Genomic DNA, 20,241 nt, shown 5'->3' with positions numbered 1-20,241 from the left:
TGTCGGGTGGACGACACTTGTTGCCAAGTGCCGTCTCCCTAAGAACCCAGCGTGCAACTTTCACTGCACTGGGCTCAAGCCTCATATAAAGTATCGTTTGATACCCAGCAATTAAAACAAAGGCGAGACTGGTGAAGACCAAGCATTACGACACTTATCAGGTTGTTTTCGCCTTTTTAAATAATCAGCGAACTCAGGATTATAAGCTGTAACTGGGCTTTTTATCTTCACATGCCTTTTTATGGGAGTTTGGGCTATCTGAACAAGATTAAACTGAGAATCTATATTCGCTATTTTACGCCAACCGTGAAATTGCCATTGCCCTTTACGATTGATGAAGTATTTCATAGCGATCCACCGTCTAGATTTAGTCGGGTGGCGTCGTTTAGCCCAATGCCATAGCATCTCGAATAGCTTATGACTAATGTAGTTGAAAGTTTTCTTGGCAACACTATGACGATAGTAATTCGCCCAACCACGCAGCTTAGGATTCACCAATTTGATGAGGTCGTTCACTGGTATGGTTGCGTGTTTCTTGATGAGTTCACGCAGATTTCGCAGAAACAATAGCACATTGGGTTTACTCGGTTTTATGAGTAACTTCCCTTTGTACTTTCTAAGGTTGAAACCCAGAAAATTAAAGCCATCGTCAATGTGTGTTACCTGTGTTTTCTCTTCAGAGAGAGTCAAGCCACGTTCTTCTAAAAAGCCAGCAATGAGCGGTTTGACTTCATTTACAAGAAATTCCTTTGAATGCCCTGTAACGATGAAGTCGTCAGCATAACCAATAAAGTTGACTCGTTGACCTTTACTCAGTGCAGTGGATTTGACATGTTGTTCCAGCCCTGTAAGGGTCATCACCATCAAGGTGGGCGATATTATCCCACCTTGTGGTGTTCCCTCGTCAGTTCGATGAAACACGCCTTTATCCATAAAGCCACACTTGAGCCATTGCGATAACATTCGCTTATCGATAGGAACGTTATCTAAGAGCCATTGATGTCCAATCTTATCAAAGCAGGCTTTGATATCTGCCTCAAGTACCCATTTAGCTGATTTCTTCTGGCCTAGACAGATAAAGCATTGCCCAATGGCATCTGCTGTACTTCTATTAGGGCGAAAGCCATAACTATTTGGATCGGCTAATGATTCAGAAATAGGCTCTAATGCTAATAAATGCAGTGCTTGTTGAGCTCTGTCTATTATGCAAGGAATACCTAATGGCCTGAGTTTGCCGTTTTTCTTGGGGATATAGATCCGTTTAAGTGGTTTTGCTTGATATCCTTTACGTGAAAGTTTATCAACCGCTTTCATGCGACGAGCATCTGTATTTAAGATGACACCGTCTACTCCAGATGTTTTACTACCTTTGTTTTGTGATACACGTTTGACCGCTAACAGCTTAGCCGAACGTGAGTGAGTCAATATCCACTGCAATGCTTTGGCTTTGCCGTGTCTACCTTCTCTTATTGCCTTTGCAATACGCATTTGAAGCTTTAATACATGCGCCTCTACGGCCTGCCAATTGATGGCTTGCCATAGTGCACCGTCAGAAGATGCACTAATTTCATTCGAAATCATCATTTGCTTTTCTCCTTTAATAAAGTTCTTCACACTCTCTTGCAATGAGAGACCAGTCGGAAGTGGGCTCACTTTCGTGATCAGACATAGGCCTGTATCTGCATCATTACAATGCAGCCTTTGCTTTTTCCAACCTCCTCTACCTGCATTGCTATCGGCCGAATAAGCTTTCCCAGAGGGAGCAATACAGGCTTACCATGTTCCGTATGTCACGCGACGACAGGTTAGATGCCCGCTATAGTGCGAAGAGCCTATTGATCACGAAAGAGCATGGGGCAATCTCTTTCCTACTCTTGTTGCCTTTTGGCCACAGCGTATAAACCACTTCCGCTGTTTCTCATATAACGCACCTTATGCGGATTCACATACGTTCATCATACTGTCTACCTAGCACTTACCCAACGTGTGGTTATCAGGAGGGGCTTTGTCTCACGACTTAGCCCCCGACAGGTTTTAAACCTATCTTCGTTACATTGTCAGAGCCGCTACTTTATTCAGGCTCCTAGGTTCATCTGGTGATACAGATGGTCCACTCTATTAAGCGGTGGACAGCGCTTCATACGACCTCATGTCGCACGCCCCATTACGAGTTACGAGCAAGTTGTAACTGTCACGAATTACTTCAATAAATTCATCTTTAAAGCTGTATCGCCCAAAGGTGTTATTGACCAAATCCTTGTTATAGATGCAACTACCCCAAGGGTTTTACTGAACTAGGCAACTTGTTTCCTAATTGGCATTCCTAGTCCTATGACTTTGTTGATTGCTTTTGCACCGGCTAAAGCTTCACCTACCTGAGCGTTGTAATCCCGAAGCCTAAGTTTAGGGCTAACCAACTGCTTATATCGATACATCGCGGTTTCAGATAGATAATCATTGTCCTGTTTCCATTGCGCTAGCTCGTTACTCTTAAGCGCTTTAACTGCCTCATTTCTCGGGTGCCCACCTTCCCAATACCCGCCATTACTTCTGGGTGGAATAGTGGGTTTGCAACCTTTGCGTTGAAGCAGCGTATGGCATGCCTTCGTCTCGTATGCTCCATCGGCAGAGACTTGAGCTATTCGCCTTCTCAACGGGTTGAGCAAAGTGGGTAACACTTCATTATCCGCCACGCTAACCAAGGTGACTTCTGCCGACACAATCTCATGCGTACTACTATCAATTGCTAGGTGTAGCTTACGCCAGGTACGGCGCTTTTCTTTGCCGTGCTTACGGGTTTTCTATTCACCTTCACCGTAGACTTTGAGGCCTGTAGAATCAATAACAACATGGGCCACAGGACCATGACTCTTTGCCCGATATTTAATTTCAATAGTCTTAGCCCGCTTACTGATACAGCTGTAACTCGGGGAGTTTAGTGGCACATCCATAAGCTGAAATACAGAGTTGGTAAAGCCTTCTAGTGCTCGCAGTGACAAATTGAATACGCCTTTAACAACCAGTGCAGTTTCAATGGCAACATCGGAGTAAATATACCCTCGCCCACGACGACCATGATGTTCGGTACATCGCCAAGACTTAATGGCTTGCTCATCAATCCAAAATGTCAGAGAACCACTATTAACTAGCGCTTTATTGTACTGAGGCCAGTTGGTTATTTTATGCTTAGATTTTCCCATTTTGCTGCTTCCGCGTAACTATCTTGGGAGATCAGATCACGCTAACGGCAAAAGGTTCATTCGATTTAGGAAACAAGGCCTCGCCCAAAGCTTAAAAACACTGTCTATTCGCACAGTTATAATAATTCTCTAATAATTTTAATTATTAGAGAAGCAAAAATCAGCTCAAATAGCATCGATAAATTTCAGCATGAAAATATAACTGATATGTTTCAATGTGTTAAGTTTTCCATGTGGAGTAACAATGGACCTGATAAATGTTCTTGCTCAACTTTACGGCAAGGTTAACCTTAAAAGTGGTTGGTATTTATGATATTAGTCTCTTTACATCAATATGTTGCGTGATATGTTAAATGCAAAATTAATTTTAGACAGGGATTTATCTGAGATGCTGGATGAAGCTGCTGACTTGTTAGGTTCATCAGTAATTAAAACTGGTACTAACAAATATGATGCTGGAAATGCAATATATGAATTCCTACATTTTCAAGATATTTTGTTTAATATATTTAAAGAAAAACAGATGAGATTTGTTGGTGGGACAAAAAACGCTATAGATTTGTTCGATAAAGAAAATAGCAATTTAACAGATAAGAACGCGGCTACGCGCGGCCTATCCTTATTCGTTAAAAGATGCCTCCAGTTCGCAAAAAGCGTTTAAGACTATAAATAATACAATTTTATATACAAGGAAGGTAAGTTGAATTCAAAAAGCTTTAGTGCTCAACTAAAATTAAACATTCAAGCGGGCGCCCCAATAATTCAAATAATTAGCCATGAAACGTTACGTATCCGCGCAGCAACATTTAAGGTGGCAAGTGAATTAGATACTTCTGTCTATATTTGGGATCGAACAAACGGGCTCAGAGAGTATAAGGATTCATTACTAGAAACATTGTCTAATGACTATAAGCAGCCTCATGAAATTTTAGAATTAATCAATAATAATGAGGGTGACGATGAGATTTCGCTAGAAGGTCGTATCTTTTTAATCGAAGATTTTCACCCTAATCTACAAGAGCATGAGCATCAGCAAATCAGCAGGTTAAGACATTTTTCCACCTCAGTTTCAACAGGAATGATCACCGATTGCACGATAATTTTATCACAACCGTATCCCCAACTACCGGCTGAACTCGAGAAAGAAGTACAAGTCATGATGATGCCATTACCGGACACTCACGATTTAGAAAAATTAGCTCAACAAGCAAAACAACGTTTTCAGTTGGATGATCGTGACTTTACTCCGACACAGCAATTATTAGAAGCCGCACTTGGCCTTTCGACGAGTGAAGCACAGCTTGCTTTTGCCAAGGCAGCTTGCGAAAAACAACGGTTAACCGACGCAGAAATCCCTCTTATTGTTAGCCAAAAAGAGCAGGTAATAAGAAAAAGTGGTCACCTAGAATACTTCCACCCTAAAGCCACTCTTGATGATATTGGCGGTCTTGATAATTTAAAATCTTGGCTCAATCGCCGCAAGCAGTCTTTTAGTGAAGATGCAAAAAGCTATGGTCTAGAAACACCACGTGGCGTACTGCTACTAGGGTTACCCGGGACCGGTAAAAGTTTAGCGGCAAAAGCAGTGGCTAACGCCTGGCAGTTACCGTTATTAAGGCTCGACATGGGCAAAATATATGGCGGAATAGTGGGTCAGTCTGAAGAGAATATGCGCCAAGCATTACAACTAGCAGAAACGCTATCGCCTAGTATTTTATGGGTTGATGAAATTGAGAAGGGTCTATCTGGCATGCAAAGTTCTGGCTCAACTGATGGCGGCACAACCGCACGGGTGTTAGGCAGCTTCTTAACCTGGATGCAAGAAAAAGAGAAACCGGTATTCGTCGTTGCAACCGCCAATAATATTGCACAATTACCGCCTGAATTACTAAGAAAAGGTCGCGTCGATGAAATTTTCTTTGTCGATTTACCAGTCGAGTCTGATCGGATAGAAATACTCAATATTCATCTAAAAAACCGTGATCGCCTTGACGATTTTTCCGAAGATGAGATTAATAAGTTGGCAGCTATTAGCCAAGGATTTACCGGTGCAGAGCTCGAAGAAGCAGTAAAAGAAGCGATGTTTTTGTCATTTGATGCCGGGCGACCATTAGCATTTGAATATTTACAAACTGCGATTCAAAACACCTCCCCATTGTCGTTAACGATGCACGAAATTATTGATAACACCAGAAAGTGGGCAAAAGGTCGTGCTGTACCAGCTAGCAGCAAAAAACCTGAACCGTTAGATAACAAAAAGTCATCAAGCCAAGTACGTTTAAAGCAAGAAGGCGAAAACCCCTTTATATAAGTAACAGTAGAAGTAGAAGTAGTTATGGAAAACCCCTTTTTTTCTGCGCTTGAGAACAACAGCATCAATGGTGCTGAGTTATCAAAAGGTGCAACAGACACATTAACACCCTTTAGGCATTATCTAGAAAACAGCATAAAAGCATTGGAAGGCAAGCAGGTTAGCTGCCACTGGAAACCCTTAGCTTATGAGAGTTACCAATTAATACCACAGAAAAAGATTTATCAAGTCACTCTAACTTCGGTTGTTGAGGTTCAAGATAACAACTTAGGCTGGTATGAAATCACTGACGAGGTCGACGGTACACCACTTGATGATGATTTTATGCCAGATCCTAATGATAAAATTACGGTCGGTAAAGGAAGAGAGCGGCAGTCATTTGATATAACAGCAGATGACTTCGTGCAGAGCAGTGGAAAATACAAAATTTTCCTGCCTGAACTGGCAGAAATAAAAGCGATTACATGGTCTGGCTATCAATTAGCACTGCAACCTCTAAGCCTCGATCTAAGCACGCTAAATAGCGTTAAAGTCGATGGTTTTTTATGTTCAGCTACCGTCAAAAATAATACAGTCACCATACTAGGGCTAATCACCCCAACATCTAAGCTCGCTGTTGATGATATTGAACGTGATTTTATTATCGTGAGCACATGCGCTCTTACGGAATTAGAAAAACTTAATCCGATAAAAACGGGCAACAGCTGGCTGGTAATCAACGCAACAAAGCCAGCAATCAAACATGCGATCATCACTGATATAACACAAGACTCATTAAGTAAATTATCAGCAAGTCACTTTAGTCATCACGACAAACCATTAGCAGAAAAGCAGTGGAATATTAGTTACAAAAAAAGCTCAGGGTTTAGCCTGCAAGCACAGCAATCTGATCAACAAGCGATTAGTGACCTTGTTTGTAACGAATACCCCCAACTCGAGTTAACAATAAACAAAGAGCAAATAAAAGAACACTGGATCCAACTCATTGAACCCGAAAATTCTGATGATAGCGGCAAATCCGTTTTAGATTATTTCTTTGAAGATTACGTCAATATTCATCATGGTGAGAGAAACAAGAATAGCAATCGAGATCCAGGTTACAAGGTCATAAAATCAAAACCTGAAGAACGCCAGTTACTGTTAGTAACTAACGTCGATAAACAAAGACATAAGTCTGTATATCCTCAAATCGCAGACAAATCGACATTACGAGTTCAGGTAGATACATCGCAACTAAAAAAACAACGTGATGCAATTAATAATTTAATGCTGCGCCCAACGGCAGGACAAGCAACACTAATTAAACTGTTGCAAAACCGTGAAAACATCCAGTGGGCACACCTAACTCCCTACGCCAAGTCAATTGACTGGAAAGTGCTAAGTGATCCTAATTTTGATGGCTGTAAAGAACAGCGTGAGTTTGTCACAAAAGCTTTAGGATCTAGTGATTTTACTATCTTAGACGGTCCGCCGGGGACAGGTAAAACCACTACCATCTTAGAATTAATTGTTCAATTAGTACGCCAAGGCAAGCGAATCTTACTAAGCGCCTCGACGCACGCAGCTATTAATAATGTGCTTGAACGGGTTGAAGAAAATAACCTGCTTGATGAAATATTCCCACTCCGTATTGGTGATGAAAGTAAAGCAACAAATGTTGAACATTTTCAATATGACAATCAACTAACCAGCATAAACAAAGAGTTATCAGACAACATTTCCGAACAAATATTAGTCGACTCATCTAATTTGGTTTGTGGGACAACTATTGGCATTTTAAAACTATTTAGGCAGCGAATGTTGTCACTAGATAATGGCAATGCGCCGTTTGATGTCATGATTATTGATGAGTGCAGTAAAACAACCTTCCAAGAGTTTTTAGTACCGGCACAATACGCTAAAAGCTTTGTATTAGTGGGTGATGTCAAACAATTATCGCCGTTTACCGATCGTGAACAAATTGTATGTAATCTACAGCAGCTAATGTTAAAACCGGGTCGCGGCCATGAGAAATCATCTAACTACCAAGCACCCAAGTTACTATCACCAGACATCCAACAAGCGTGTTTCTTACTCGAAGAATTAAGAGGAGATCAACAAAATCTCTATAACAACCAACTAATCGTGCCTGTTTCACTTGGCGTATTACAGGCGTTAGGTAACGAAATAAAAGCGAGATCCCACCGCTGCGATCAACTCAATAATTTATTACTGATTGGCGAGCGACCAAATGAAAGTCTAAATATTTATGGCCCAACTCAGATCCTAAAAAATCCAATGCTACTTTATCAGCATAGTATCTGTTTTATTACCCCTACCGCCTTAAGTACATTGGAGTATTGCCTACCCGTTGATGCAATTATGTTGAGTGAACACTGGCAATCTAAGCGCCATGCATTTATTCATAATACCAATTACAAAAACAAGCAAAGTGTTGATTTTAGAAAAAACAACAAAAAAACATCGACCGAAATAAACCAAGCATATTTAAGCCGATTTAAAGAAACTAACTGGGCCGAAGAGCTGTGCTGGCGTTTAGAGCGAGAGTATTGGTTGCGGTTATCATCAGGAAGAGGAAAAACCAAAGGACTTGAGACTCAGATCAACAGGCTGCTCCCAGCTGCTATTAACGTACTTGGCCGGGTGCACGGACTTAAAAACATCGCATTTCCGTCGATCTTAGAGGCGCTATCCGGTGACGGTTTAGTAAAACGTAAAGTAGACTCAGCTACCACCTTAAACCAAGGTTTTCATCCCACGGAAAAATCACAACGCCATACGACATTAACCTATCAGCATCGGATGCACCCCGACATTTCTGCTTATCCACGCGAGCAATTTTATCAAAATCGTTCGCTATTTGATGGTAACCAAGTCAGTGCTGCACGCCAGTGGAATTATCCAAGGTTTGCCAAGCATAATGTCTGGATTGATGTAACGGGCAGCGTATATAAAAATGCCAACCTTAATGAAGTAAGTCGTATTATTGTTGAAATTGAACGTTTTTGTAAATGGGCACAAGGAAAGGTCAAAAATAGAAAAAATGAACCTTATGACATGGCAATTTTAACCTTTTACAAAGGCCAAGAAAAAGCTTTACGAGAAGCGCTGCAAAAACTCACTGGCAATAACAGATCCTATGCAAAATTTGATTACCTTGGCATTCAGATCAAACTGGCCACGGTGGATTACTTTCAAGGACAAGAAGCTGACTTTGTCATGTTAAGCATGGTTAACACAACACGAGATGGCTTTCTAGATGCGCCAAATCGCTTAAATGTAGCGATCACCCGCGCCAGATACCAGTTAGCGATTGTCGGGCATCACAGTTATTTTTCAAGCAGGTCTCGTTCGCCAGAATTAAAGCAGCTGTCTAAAGCAAAAACATGCCTGACGATGCGCTAAGGAATATATAAATGAATCAACCAAACAACAGATCGAACAAAAAAGGCAGTGGCTTTGGCGGACTTGAAGAATTAAAGGTGAGTACTGCTAATAAAAAAATGGCAGCCCCTAAAAATAAAAAAACGCGACATTCAGCTAAAGAACAGCCGTCAAATAATGGCGTAGCGAGTAATGAAAGTAATCGATTTTTTTCAGTACGTTTATCACGCCAACTCAATGTTAAACGCTATCCGGTTATCGCGACCATTTGTCTACTACAAAAAAGAGATGACATCGTTAGCTTGCTCAAGCAGGCGCAACAAAATCCGAGTAGTTTACCGATAAGATTAACATCCTACTTAAAAATGGAAGGCCTGCTCAGCAACGACACATTAACCGATAAAGCTAAACAGGTGCTCACCACAGGAAAAATGCCTATTAGCGAGCGCGGGCTTTATCATATTTGGTATAGCGACAATGATCCGCTGTTAGGTACTAGAGCATTATTAATCCAACGTGATAACGCCTTTAAAGAGCCAAAACATAAGATTTTATACAAAGGTCGAGATGCCGCGCAATCTGCCTTTGCTATTAGTTTGCAGGACAATAATCCTAAAACCCTAGCGGTTAAATTTTCTGGTAGCGAAAAAAACACCAGCAACAGATTAACTTCAGAGGATATTATCTCTATATCCCCAGAAGTTATCTGTGGTGCCACCGACAATAAAACGCTTAACTTAACTTGGGAACTTACTTTAGATAGCTCAAGTATCACACTTGAAGGCCCATTAAATATTTTATCAGGACATGATTTAAAACAAGCAAGTCGGGTCGATTTCGAATACCAGCAGAATGAATATCTATCAAAAGCTCCTGCTATTTTTTCATCATTGGCAATACACCTTGGCGGACACTGGCAGCAGCAGATTAAGCGAGCCAGCGTTCCGTTTCCGCTAACTAAACAACATCAGGGAATGCTGAGTCAATTTAGCTTAAATAATTATCCAGAATTTAAAATGGAGACTCAATATGGTCACTTTGACCATGTTAATATACAACACTTGCCAGTTGAGCCAATTCAAGAAGAAGCTAGTCAATGGCACTTGGCCTGGTTAGAACGCTATCATGCCAGCAGCTTTAAAGAAACAGTGAGCGCGGAAGCAGATCAACGATCATGGCTTGCTCAGCCAGCACTTAAGCAATACAAATTAGTGCCGTTATCGGGCAATGACCTTATTGGAACTTTATCTAAAGAAAAGAATCCTCACGCTTATTGGCACTGTGCCGCAATCAATGATTTAACCCCAAGCCTGTCGTCTATTGCAGCACTGCCATTAACCTTAATTGATAAAGAGCCCGTCGATATCAAGCAACTCATTAAGAAGCTCTCTTTGGACAAGCCTTGCACCCAATTTATTTACTCAGACCGGTACATAAGAACTAACCGCCAACAGTCACTGCTTAAAGTAATTGCACAGCCATTAAGTAGCTCTGATATAACCATTTTCACAGAATTAGGTGATGCGGAAGCACTAACAGGCAAATGCCCTGAACAATGGAATATAGAATCGTTTTCTAAGCGTGCCGATAATCATGACCGCTACTGGATATTTAAATCAAATGACCATATTACCGCCTGGAAATGCACCGTTAGCTTGGACTTTTTAATCAGTAAAGATTCCGCTTATTACGCTCACGGCTACCCAACATTCACTCCAATAGTTATTGAGCAACTTCCAGAATATTTACAGCGTGCACTAGCGCACAACACGCTTGAGGTAACAGCATAATGAGCATATTAGAGATACAACAAGAATCGTTTACTAAGCATTATCACGATGAATTATTGCCGCCTATTTTTATCGATCAGGGCTGCGCAGCCGAAGACAACCTCAGTTTACCTGCATTTATTGCGGCTGTAGAACAACAAACAATTATCAATTTAATTGATAATACTCGACTGACCTTGCTACTCGCAGTAGATCAATTAACTAACGCAGACATAATTAAAGCACTACAAAATTCTGCCGATAAAGGCATCAGGATTTATTTGTATTTAGGCAATGAACATAAAAATAAACAGGCGATTAGTGCGCTATCCAGTCGCTGCTTAATTCGCACTGGCGAACCACAACAAGGTGCGCTGCTAATTAGCGATCATGCTACATTTTCGCCAGTTGGTCATATCTTAAATTCATCGACTGTCTTCACCAACAATGATGACGATGACAATTTTTTTATTATATTAACAGCAGCACAAACCCAAGACACTTATCGTAGTTTTTGCCATTTATTTTGGGATAAAAGCGAAAAACAAGTCATCAAACAAGGTGAGCAATCAGACAAAGCAGTAACAAATCCTGCTGGTAACATTGTGGTTAATCATCAATATCAGCTGCCGGAACAATTAGCAGGTAATTTTACTCAGGCAAGTGATATTAAATTTAGTCAACTCAATCACCATAAGCTTGATTCCGCATTAGCAAGCAAGCTGTCTTGGGCAGCTAACAGCATTTTAGATCTTAATAAGGCCGAATTAGCGGAATCATTAGTTAGTGATAATAAAAATGTAGCACTCACAGACTTAAACGTTCCAAACGTTGTGGCGACAGACAGTGGCTGTTGGTTCATTCCTGATAACGCAGAAAATCAGCAGGTCAATTGGAGTCTCAAATTAAATCACCAGCAGTCAATCGAACTAACCAATAGCCTTGACCAAACCTTTGATGCAGCTCAATGGCAACTCGATAAATCACGTCATGTTGATAACTTAGATTCACAATTTATGTTTGTTGATGAAGCGAATAACGTTTATCAATGCGAGCAATCTGTAGAGCTTACGCTTGAGCCTGTATACACTGACAATATGGATAGTTTTTTATACGATAACATTGAAGATCTAACCAGTTCACACACAGAGTTAACTCGTGAGTGCCTGGCAAAGAGCATTCATTATAACGTGCACCGTCACCCTCCTTACTGCCCGAAAAACGCCAGAAAATCCCAGCTGTATAGCAACTGGGACAGCGCCAATAACAACTGGTTAACTGCATTAGCAGATCTTGAAGTCAAACTTGATAAGCTTGATACAAAACGCACATCGGTATCGCAATCAATTTTATCTTTTTTTAGTAGCTTTGCACTTGGTCAGCAACACAAACATAAGAAACTCAAAAAGTGTATTTTTGAGCTTAGTCAGCCAGGCATGATCACGGCAACACCTGCCGAACGAGCACAGCAAGAAAAGAACTATCTTGAGTGCTTCAAACAACTTTCTCACGATGATGATGCTACCGACCAAGCGATAGAAAAAGCAAAGCTAGAAAAACAGTGGCACGACAAAAAAAAACAATTAACAAAGAGTTTACAGCATAAAGAAGATATTTATTTACAAGAGAAACTCAACGTAGATACCCTCAAAGCAGGTGAAGAAGACAAATATGCCCTAGCGTATGATGAATTTGTTGCAAGTCGAGATAAAGCAGCTGCAACACACACACAAGAGCTAGTTCTTGAAAGTGACAAACTAGCGTCAATGTCAATACATCAGGCAACTCAATGGCTCAATAAAAATAGCAAGAACAATCCAAAATTGGCCGAGTTATTTGAGCTACATTTGATGCGATTAGAGGAAATTGAAAGCTCGCATAGCAGTATAAAGACCTCAAAAGAAGACAAAGAAAATCCAAATGAGCAACGTCAGCAACAGATTTCAGCTAATGAGGAGTTATTTATAACTAACTGGAAAAAAAAGTTTGAACAAACGCTTAATAAACAAAAAGAAGAAATCAGTAAAATCTATTCAATGGAGCCTACCGTGTTGGGTGAATGGCTAACAAAAAACACCAATAAATCATTGAAAAAAGTGCTTGAAACTCACACCCAACTCCGCAATAAAGTGACTCGAGATTTAGATTCAGCAAAAAAGAAACTAGATAACGCCCTTAACGACCAGAAGATTGCACAAGATTCACTTGATAAACACGGCTCTGTATTTTCTTATCGCAAAACCAACGAAAGCGATGAACTAAGTAAACAACTAGGTAACAATAAAAGTAAAAGCCAAGCTAAAAACATCGACTGGCCAAATGAAGCACTACCAATTTACCAGGAGCTGGAATTATTTGAAGCCAACAATCAACGCTATCTCACATTATCATCACTTGATTTATTAGAGCAGGCACAATGGGAAGCGCAACGTCTAAACGCCAAACTGTGTGCACCAAAGCAAGTAATAGAGGATATATAATGCCTGAGCAACAAATCACATTAATCATCGATGAGGAAGGCGCTATAACCGCAAAGACAAGTGGATTCAAGGGGGAGACCTGTTTAGAAGCGCTTGAAGAGCTGTTAGGAGATACAACCGGGATTATTCAGGTTAAAACCACCGATGAGTATCACCAAAAACAAGAGGTTCAGTGTAGTGAAACGATTAAGCTAAGGAAATAAGCAATGAGTGCAGTAATCAAAACAACCACTCCTTTCACTATTAAGGAGGTACTATTTTCGGCGCTAGCGACATTAGGAGCAGAGCCTGTATCAATAACAGCTGAGAATATTAATAGTTTTCGACAGCGCTCCAATGTCACCATTGGCGACATCATCACTAACCGTCGGGATTATAACGGCTTACAGCTATTTTGTTTTAATGGTGATATCTGGCAACTGCAACATGATCAAGATGAATATGCCACTCGTATTGAATCAGCTACACAAAAACAGTATCAATCTGTGAGTCGCTTTTTAAACGAGTTAAATGTCGCCTATCAAGGCTGTTATCAGGTACATCTCGAAAACATTGCTGAGATTGAACGACAACGCATTGAACAAGAAAAAATTGACAGGGTAGAAGCAACCCGCCAGCAGGCAATTGCCAAAGCGAAGGCACAAGGTTACATCGTAAAGGAAAAGCATATCCGAGGAAAAATTCAGCTCGTACTAACTCGCTCTGTTTAATATGAAGAACTTATTCAGTACCCAGTTTAATATTTCTCATATTGAGCCTGCCACCCATATTTATGGACCTGGCAGGCGCTTTGCCGTGTGGCTGCAAGGTTGCTCGCTTGCCTGCAAAGGCTGTTGGAATGAACAAATGTGGTCATTTAAGGCCAACAAATTATTGGCTCGCAAAACTCTGCTGGCCCAGATTCTGGCAGAGGAAGATATTGAGGGGGTCACTATTTTAGGTGGAGAGCCACTCGATCAAGCAGAAAATACAGTATGGCTAATACAAGAAATTAAGCGCCAAACGTCCTTAACAGTGATGTTATATACCGGATATACCAAGTTAGAACTTGAGCAGCAACAACTCTGGACAATCCTAGAAGCCAACGTTGACTTACTAGTAACAGGCCGATATCAGGAACAATATAGAAACACCAAAAATCAATGGTATGGTTCGGAAAATCAGGAACTCATTTATCCTGAAAAATCAAGAATTGAGCAAAGATCAAAACGACTAAACGAAGTAGAAATCATTATTGAAGAAACTGGCGAAGTGCGAGTGCTTGGCTATCCAACATAATGTGCAGTGGGAACAGCCGATTTTCTAAGGTACTTGGTGCCCGAAGCAAGTTAGACACGCCGAAATATTAACCAGTTTTGATTGTGTTGATTTGCACCATCAAAACTGGACACCGAATTGAGTGATTTTCCATACTTTTAGTTATTCAATTCTTGCTAAATTAACAACAGCGATGACACGTTAATAATAAGTCAATCCCTGTAATGGGCTTGCTAGCTATTTATCTTAGTTGGGCAGTGTAAGATTTCTAAACCATGGAGGATTTAGCAGAACCTAAGGAGTAGCCTATACTCTTCGGTTGACTGCTTTTAATCCCTTACTCTTTCCTGCACTTTGCTTTGTATCCAGTTTTCGATTTCTTTTCGAATCCAAGATACAGATCTGCAACTTAGTGATATTGATTGTGGAAACTCTTGTTGGCTCATTTTGCTATAAATAATTGATCTTCAATTGTACTTAAGTACTTTAGTTTAGTTCTAGAGATTTAATCGCCCCCTCAGTCGTCGTTTTGATATGTGAAATTTGATTGCTAACTATTTCATACTCTGATTTTTTCATTCCTCTACCTTCCAAGCCAATTGCAGCAAACGATATTACTATAGATACATTAATCTCATTTTATCGTCTGATGTGTCGTGTTCTTGTCTATCTGAGTGAATTAAACTCTTGTCTAACGGAATATAAGGGCAAAAATGAATAGCGTTAAACTAGATGCGGAACAAGTAAAGCAGGTTCGAGACCTGCGAGGGATTAGTCAAGAAAGCTTAGCTGAAAGTGTTGGAGTTGCGACAAGAACAATTCAACGTATTGAAGATGCTCATGCTGAATATAAGACCAAGCATAATGTTGCAGAGTTAGTAGCAAGGGCTCTAGCCGTTTCAATTAATACCCTTTTACCTACACCTGATAGACCCATTTATTCTTGGCTCGTAATGCGTGACGGAGAGCCTACAAAGCTAATTCACGATATCAACTCTGTGATAAAAGAAGAGATTATAGCTTCCTCAATGCCTTTTGACTGTTTGAAACCAGATGATGTGACCTTATATTTACAGAGCAAAGAGTTGCCGTGGTCAGTGACAATTGAGCACCATTTTGAGAGCACTTCCTCGAATAGTGAAATGACTTGGTCATTTCGGCCTATTTGTCATGACGAGGAGTGTGGTTTGGTATGGGTAAAGCCAACTTTCATTGAAGAACTTATGTGGATGAGTGCGGTAGCTACTTTGTGTTATGACACTGCTTATGATGTTTTTATCGATAATCACCCGCTCATTCCAGGCGATAGAGATCATCATTATTTAGCTATTTTTCACAGTCAAATTGGTCAAAACAAGAATCTTATTCATGAATATCAATTGTTTAATTATGATAGTAATCTAGCCATATCTTTGGGAAGTTGGTTATCTGAAAGACAACGCAAAGTAAATGCCCACCAAGAATATGCAACTGGTAAGTTATGCCTTGAGATGCATAGTAAAGATTCCTGCGGGATTGATATTTATAAAGTTTGGAGCAAAGGTGATGGTACATTTGAGCGTGCACCGTGGGCTTATAAACACAAGAACCAACTTGAGGATTCAATTAATCAACGGAAGCTAGATGATGTTGGTCCTGTAAGTATGACGTACTCAGCTCCTATGACTTATAAGAAACTCATTACCCCCATGATCCCAGCAATTTTAGGCTCGCCTGTCATTTGTGCACGGTTCGGATATAAGGAGAATAAAGTAAATGATTAATCAAATTCAATGTTCAAGCTGTTATTGTACCCTTTATTTAACTGGCGAAAATGGATGCAGTGGTGTGACTGGCGAGATATGTAGTAGTTGCCAAACGAAGCTTAATTCGGAAACTGTTGATTATTTTGATGACGAAGATTAGTTAAAAGGGAGCATGATTATTATTGTGGAATGAAACGCTTGTATTTTATACTAAAAAAGCGAGCCACCAGGCTCGCGAGTAAACGTTATAGATTATCCTCTAATTTTTGTGCCCAGTGCTGTTCAGCGATATCGAAGTATATTTCTGCTGGTAAGCCAAAAATAGCTTCGAATTCGTCATCAAAGTGCCCACAAAAGCTCTGCACTTCATCTTTGTAGAGCAGTAACACCATGTACATATCGAAGTCTTCCAGATACTGATTATCAAGTTCTGGATGCTCTTCTTGTATTGATTTACTGATACTCAGCCCTAAAATCCGACCTGCAGAATCTCTATGTTGATAGATGTATCGACTAAAACTAAGCTCGATATCATCGTCTTCAGTCACTTGGTGGCCTGCTAGTAACAAAACAGTGCTATGGTCGCGCCAGGGTGACTTTGATTGCCTTCGATACTCTCTGATGAACTGTGACTTCTTATCGCTCATAGTGGCTCCTAATTAACTAATGATTTGTCCTCATCAGTAGTTAGGGTTGCCACTTGCGAATTATTGAAGTGTTGGCGACAAAGCTTTATTACTTGTTCTTGCTGTATCGGTAATACTTGCTTCTTGCTCAAACGTTTCCTTAGTGAGAACTCCAAGAAATTAACTTCAGTTTCTAATGTATATTGGCCTCGTTCGGCATACCTGAGCTCTTCTGTAAGGCTGTTAGTTACCTCATTAAGTAAGTTAACCAGTGCGTTTAGCTGGGATTGATAACTCGCTTTCACCGACGTTCTCCTGTTGTTTTTGATGTCCAACAACTAGGTAGGAGGTGAGAAGGCGAGTTCTAAGCTAATAGCCTTAGTAAGTGATTGCTAAATACTGTAAAAGGCAACTCACTGGTTGCCTTTTATGTCTAATAAGAAGTTGGGGGAAACCTAATTGGGCATAAATCGAGAAGCCATATTTGCCCCAAAGTCACTCAACTCTTTATTAAATCGACTCATAATATGGTGAGCGTATCGCATGGTTGATATGATATCACCATGCATCATTGCTTTTTGTGTCTGGAAAATATCATTAGTTTGTCGAGTAAAAATCGTGGCAAATGTATGTCTAATGATTCTGAAGTCGAAATGCTTGAAACTAAGGCGGGCCTTAAAGGTAGCCTGTGCTTTCTTATAGCTACTAATGTGAGCTCCTTTTTTTGTAGGGCTTGGGAATAGCCATGGTGTTGCCATCTTTTTATGGCATGAGTGCTTTAACCATTCCTTCAGAACCTTTTCGATTTCAATATTGATTGTAATATAATAATCTTTCTTAATTTTGCCTTCAGTCCCGCTAATTTTTAATGTCATTTGAGAGAAATTGATATCGCTCTTCTTGATTTTTAGTGCGTAACTTGGGCGTAGGCCTGTGTAAAAACAGAGCAAAGATAGCGGTGTGAAGTAATCAGCATAAGCAGAGCTTGTAATCTTCCCTTTGAGCTTTTCCTTATCTCTGGTGGCTAATTCGGTGTAAATTTCCGCTAGTTCATCATCTTGATAATATTTATCTTCGATATTATTGACTTGGAGCTTTAGGGTATTACTGACTAATTCTTGGTCGAATACGAAAGGGTGACGAGGATCTTCAGAGGCTGCACGTATTGCAGCCCTTAAGGTGCTCATCGCCCCTTTTAATGTCGACTCCTTTAAATCAAAGGGTGATATGCCTGAGTTAATCTGTTGACTTGTTAGTTTGATGGTATGAGACCGCAGCCATTTTAATAGGTGGCTTTTAGATATTTCATTTATGGGAGTTGATAGTAAATTTGGAAAGTGATGCTCAATCAGGTTTATTTTTGATTTTGTTTTTTTAGGGTTCCTCAAGTAGATTAAACTTTCGTATTCAGGTAGGTACTCTCCCAGCGTTGGCATTGATTTGCGGGTGTGAATATTGTGACCATTTTGATAGGTTTCTTTTTGAGTCGCAGTTGCAGCTAGATATGACTCAACGGTTGATACAAGTTTTTTTCCCGCAGAAAGATCACAAATTTTCTTCTGACGGGAGTGTTTTAAGTGTGGCGATCTAGCGCGACAGTAAAAAACAACTGCAGAGACTTGGTGAATTTCTAGCTCGTTGTTTTTAGTTGCAAAACTGTTTCTGTATAAGCGTATATTTAAGTTGGCTATAGTTGAAATGTTGATTTCTATATAGTTAATTTCTTTATTGAACCAATCATTAAGTTTTGCGCGGTTTTTTTCTGCTTTGGTTTCTCCAGCCATTTTTGACAGGCCGTGGAGTTTGAAGTTTGTGAGAAACTCGTCAGAAACTTGTGTGTCAGGCTCTTTAAAAAGTCGCTTAATGCATGGAAGCAAGGTTTCGATGATTAGGTTATATAGCATGTCTTTATCCTCATTAGTGCACTTGGTGTGTTGTTGCGCAAATAATGACAAATAATTTTTTTTCCAGTTAATTTGGTTTAAGCGCTAGAAAGCGATTTTTCCACTTTTTAGACGTTGCCTTGAGTTCCTCTTTATTCTTTGTACTTTAAATACAATGGTTTGTGCGTGTTTTATTTATTTTTATTAAAAATGATATTTTTATGAGATAGGTGATATTTTGCTTATTTAGTCAGTCAGATCCCGAAATTTAGGTGTTTTATGAGTTAGCGCTTAAACCAAATTTATGGATTTTAACCTTTTTGTTTAGAGTTCAGTTCCTTTATTAGAGGAGCAACCTAAATGCGACAAGAAGTGACTAAGTTACTATTTACTGAAACGGAAGCTGCTGAATATCTCAAGATCTCGGTGAGTACTTTACAGAAAAGCCGAACAACCGGCTCAACAAAGATCTCGAACGGCATTGCGCCAGCCTTTGTACGGCATTTAGGGGGGGTACGTTACCGTGTTGATACCTTGGATCAGTTTAAAGTGGATAAGGGCTCTCGCAACTTTTACACCAAAAAAGCGAGCTCATGCCCAATTGAGCAAAATGAAGCGGGACCTAATACTGCTCCATTGGAGGTAAAGATAGAAATTGGAGAGGATCATTTTGATTGGTCATCTCTTGTTGCCCCCTCAAACAATAGAGGTGTGAGGCTTTAAGCATGGGCGCTATCATCTTCAGATCTATGGCGCTAGCGCTTAACCAGAATTTTTTGGATTTTTTGATCTAGCTTAAAATAACGGGGTGTCTATATTGGAGCCCTAAAATGTTATCTATTTCAAATGAAGTATTACTGACTGAAGTCGACGCTGCTGTGGTGATTAGCTGCTCGTTGAGTGCGTTACAAAAAAGTCGCGCTAAAAAGTCGACCAAGATAGCGAATGGGCTAGCCCCTAGGTTCATTAAAGATAAAGGCACCGTTCGATATCGGCTTGCTGATCTCGAACAATTTGTGGCTAACTTAATGTCGCAAGACTCGGGCAATAATGGCGCTGAGAACGAACGTAATGAAACCGTCGCTGAATTGGCTGCCGTTGATGCGGTAGAGAAGAAGCCCGTTAACGCAGCATTTGACTGGTCAACTCTTAAGTAATATCGATTAGCTGTCATTGGCTGAAAGCGCTCACCGCAAGGTCAGTGCTTTTTTTGTGGAGATTGATGTTCAATATTGGTTTACATCCACCACGATAAGACAGTGAGGAACCAGAGTGTTTTCTAAAGAACTCACTCAAGGTTGTGAAATGACTTCTTGGTAGCCCTTTGAGTTTATGCAACACAGAAGCGGACAATCAATACTTTCCCAATAGAGGGCTGTTAACGAGCGTGAGCAGCAATAATACTGCGCTTTCTTCGCTGCTGACGTGCCTAATACCAATTGCATTAAAAGTTTGACCATTCAGCGGGAATTCAAAACGCTGTAGGCAAGTAGTGGGATTTGAGCTAATAGTTATTCTATATCCAAATCCCATAGCGAAGCATACAGCGTTTTGAAACCCGCACTACGTGAGCTCCTCAGTCTTTC

At 40.3% G+C, this 20,241-nt stretch carries 16 protein-coding genes and 1 pseudogene; 11 read left to right on the top strand and 6 right to left on the bottom strand.

From position 1 onward, the window contains the following. Window positions 1-111: 111 nt before the first annotated feature. Together ltrA and AB4238_RS05090 are read right to left on the bottom strand one after the other, a co-directional pair. Window positions 112-1,584, bottom strand: a complete 1,473-nt coding sequence (gene ltrA / locus AB4238_RS05095) for a group II intron reverse transcriptase/maturase (RefSeq protein ID WP_372031980.1) — start codon at window positions 1,582-1,584, stop codon at window positions 112-114. 710 nt (window positions 1,585-2,294) lie between these two features. Beyond that, window positions 2,295-3,200, bottom strand: a pseudogene (locus AB4238_RS05090) (IS5 family transposase). 346 nt (window positions 3,201-3,546) lie between these two features. Here AB4238_RS05090 and AB4238_RS05085 point away from each other — a divergent pair. The 8 genes from AB4238_RS05085 to AB4238_RS05050 are packed head-to-tail and all read left to right on the top strand — an operon-like array spanning window position 3,547 to window position 14,422. Next, on the top strand, window positions 3,547-3,861 hold the full coding sequence (locus AB4238_RS05085) for a hypothetical protein (protein WP_372031977.1): 315 nt from the start codon (window positions 3,547-3,549) through the stop codon (window positions 3,859-3,861). A 39-nt stretch (window positions 3,862-3,900) separates the two neighbouring features. Continuing rightward, on the top strand, window positions 3,901-5,511 hold the full coding sequence (locus AB4238_RS05080) for an AAA family ATPase (RefSeq protein ID WP_372031975.1): 1,611 nt from the start codon (window positions 3,901-3,903) through the stop codon (window positions 5,509-5,511). A 24-nt stretch (window positions 5,512-5,535) separates the two neighbouring features. Next, on the top strand, window positions 5,536-8,916 hold the full coding sequence (locus AB4238_RS05075) for an AAA domain-containing protein (RefSeq protein ID WP_372031973.1): 3,381 nt from the start codon (window positions 5,536-5,538) through the stop codon (window positions 8,914-8,916). An 11-nt stretch (window positions 8,917-8,927) separates the two neighbouring features. Next, window positions 8,928-10,685 carry a hypothetical protein gene (locus AB4238_RS05070; protein WP_372031970.1) on the top strand — a complete coding sequence of 586 codons (1,758 nt, stop codon included), beginning with the start codon at window positions 8,928-8,930 and terminating at the stop codon, window positions 10,683-10,685. Further along, the gene (locus AB4238_RS05065) at window positions 10,685-13,144 is read left to right on the top strand and encodes a hypothetical protein (protein ID WP_372031969.1); all 2,460 of its coding nucleotides are present in this window, start codon (window positions 10,685-10,687) and stop codon (window positions 13,142-13,144) included. Before AB4238_RS05070 ends, AB4238_RS05065 begins: the two co-directional genes overlap by 1 nt. Beyond that, window positions 13,144-13,347 carry a DUF2997 domain-containing protein gene (locus tag AB4238_RS05060; protein ID WP_372031967.1) on the top strand — a complete coding sequence of 68 codons (204 nt, stop codon included), beginning with the start codon at window positions 13,144-13,146 and terminating at the stop codon, window positions 13,345-13,347. The genes AB4238_RS05065 and AB4238_RS05060 overlap by 1 nt, the downstream gene beginning before the upstream one ends. A gap of 3 nt (window positions 13,348-13,350) precedes the next feature. Continuing rightward, the gene (locus AB4238_RS05055; RefSeq protein ID WP_372031965.1) at window positions 13,351-13,854 is read left to right on the top strand and encodes a hypothetical protein; all 504 of its coding nucleotides are present in this window, start codon (window positions 13,351-13,353) and stop codon (window positions 13,852-13,854) included. Window position 13,855: 1 nt separating this feature from the next. Next, window positions 13,856-14,422, top strand: coding sequence for a 4Fe-4S single cluster domain-containing protein (locus AB4238_RS05050; RefSeq protein ID WP_372031962.1), 567 nt, complete (start codon window positions 13,856-13,858; stop codon window positions 14,420-14,422). Window positions 14,423-14,730: 308 nt separating this feature from the next. On the opposite strand, the gene AB4238_RS05045 is transcribed toward AB4238_RS05050, so the two are convergent. Further along, a complete protein-coding gene (locus AB4238_RS05045) occupies window positions 14,731-14,859 on the bottom strand; it encodes a helix-turn-helix transcriptional regulator (protein WP_372031983.1) in 129 nt (42 codons plus the stop codon). Between the two features lie 255 nt (window positions 14,860-15,114). Here AB4238_RS05045 and AB4238_RS05040 point away from each other — a divergent pair, with 255 nt between their 5' ends. Continuing rightward, a complete protein-coding gene (locus AB4238_RS05040; protein WP_372031959.1) occupies window positions 15,115-16,164 on the top strand; it encodes a helix-turn-helix transcriptional regulator in 1,050 nt (349 codons plus the stop codon). Window positions 16,165-16,391: 227 nt separating this feature from the next. Here the strand turns inward: AB4238_RS05040 and AB4238_RS05035 are convergent, their stop codons facing one another. From AB4238_RS05035 to AB4238_RS05025, 3 genes are all read right to left on the bottom strand, one after another. Continuing rightward, complete coding sequence (locus AB4238_RS05035) at window positions 16,392-16,793, bottom strand: hypothetical protein (RefSeq protein WP_372031957.1); 402 nt, start codon at window positions 16,791-16,793, stop codon at window positions 16,392-16,394. Window positions 16,794-16,801: 8 nt separating this feature from the next. Next, on the bottom strand, window positions 16,802-17,077 hold the full coding sequence (locus AB4238_RS05030; protein WP_372031954.1) for a hypothetical protein: 276 nt from the start codon (window positions 17,075-17,077) through the stop codon (window positions 16,802-16,804). Between the two features lie 150 nt (window positions 17,078-17,227). Continuing rightward, on the bottom strand, window positions 17,228-18,676 hold the full coding sequence (locus AB4238_RS05025) for a tyrosine-type recombinase/integrase (RefSeq protein WP_372031952.1): 1,449 nt from the start codon (window positions 18,674-18,676) through the stop codon (window positions 17,228-17,230). 339 nt (window positions 18,677-19,015) lie between these two features. Between AB4238_RS05025 and AB4238_RS05020 the strand changes: the two genes are divergently transcribed. Both AB4238_RS05020 and AB4238_RS05015 read left to right on the top strand, forming a co-directional pair. After that, window positions 19,016-19,378, top strand: coding sequence for a helix-turn-helix domain-containing protein (locus AB4238_RS05020; protein WP_372031950.1), 363 nt, complete (start codon window positions 19,016-19,018; stop codon window positions 19,376-19,378). A 107-nt stretch (window positions 19,379-19,485) separates the two neighbouring features. After that, entirely contained in the window at window positions 19,486-19,812 is a 327-nt protein-coding gene (locus tag AB4238_RS05015; protein WP_372031947.1) for a hypothetical protein, read from the top strand. Window positions 19,813-20,241 lie beyond the last annotated feature (429 nt).

The sequence above is a fragment of the Shewanella sp. 10N.286.45.A1 genome (assembly GCF_041470405.1).
GTDB lineage: Bacteria > Pseudomonadota > Gammaproteobacteria > Enterobacterales > Shewanellaceae > Shewanella.
This window is presented reverse-complemented; position numbering and strand designations above follow the sequence as displayed.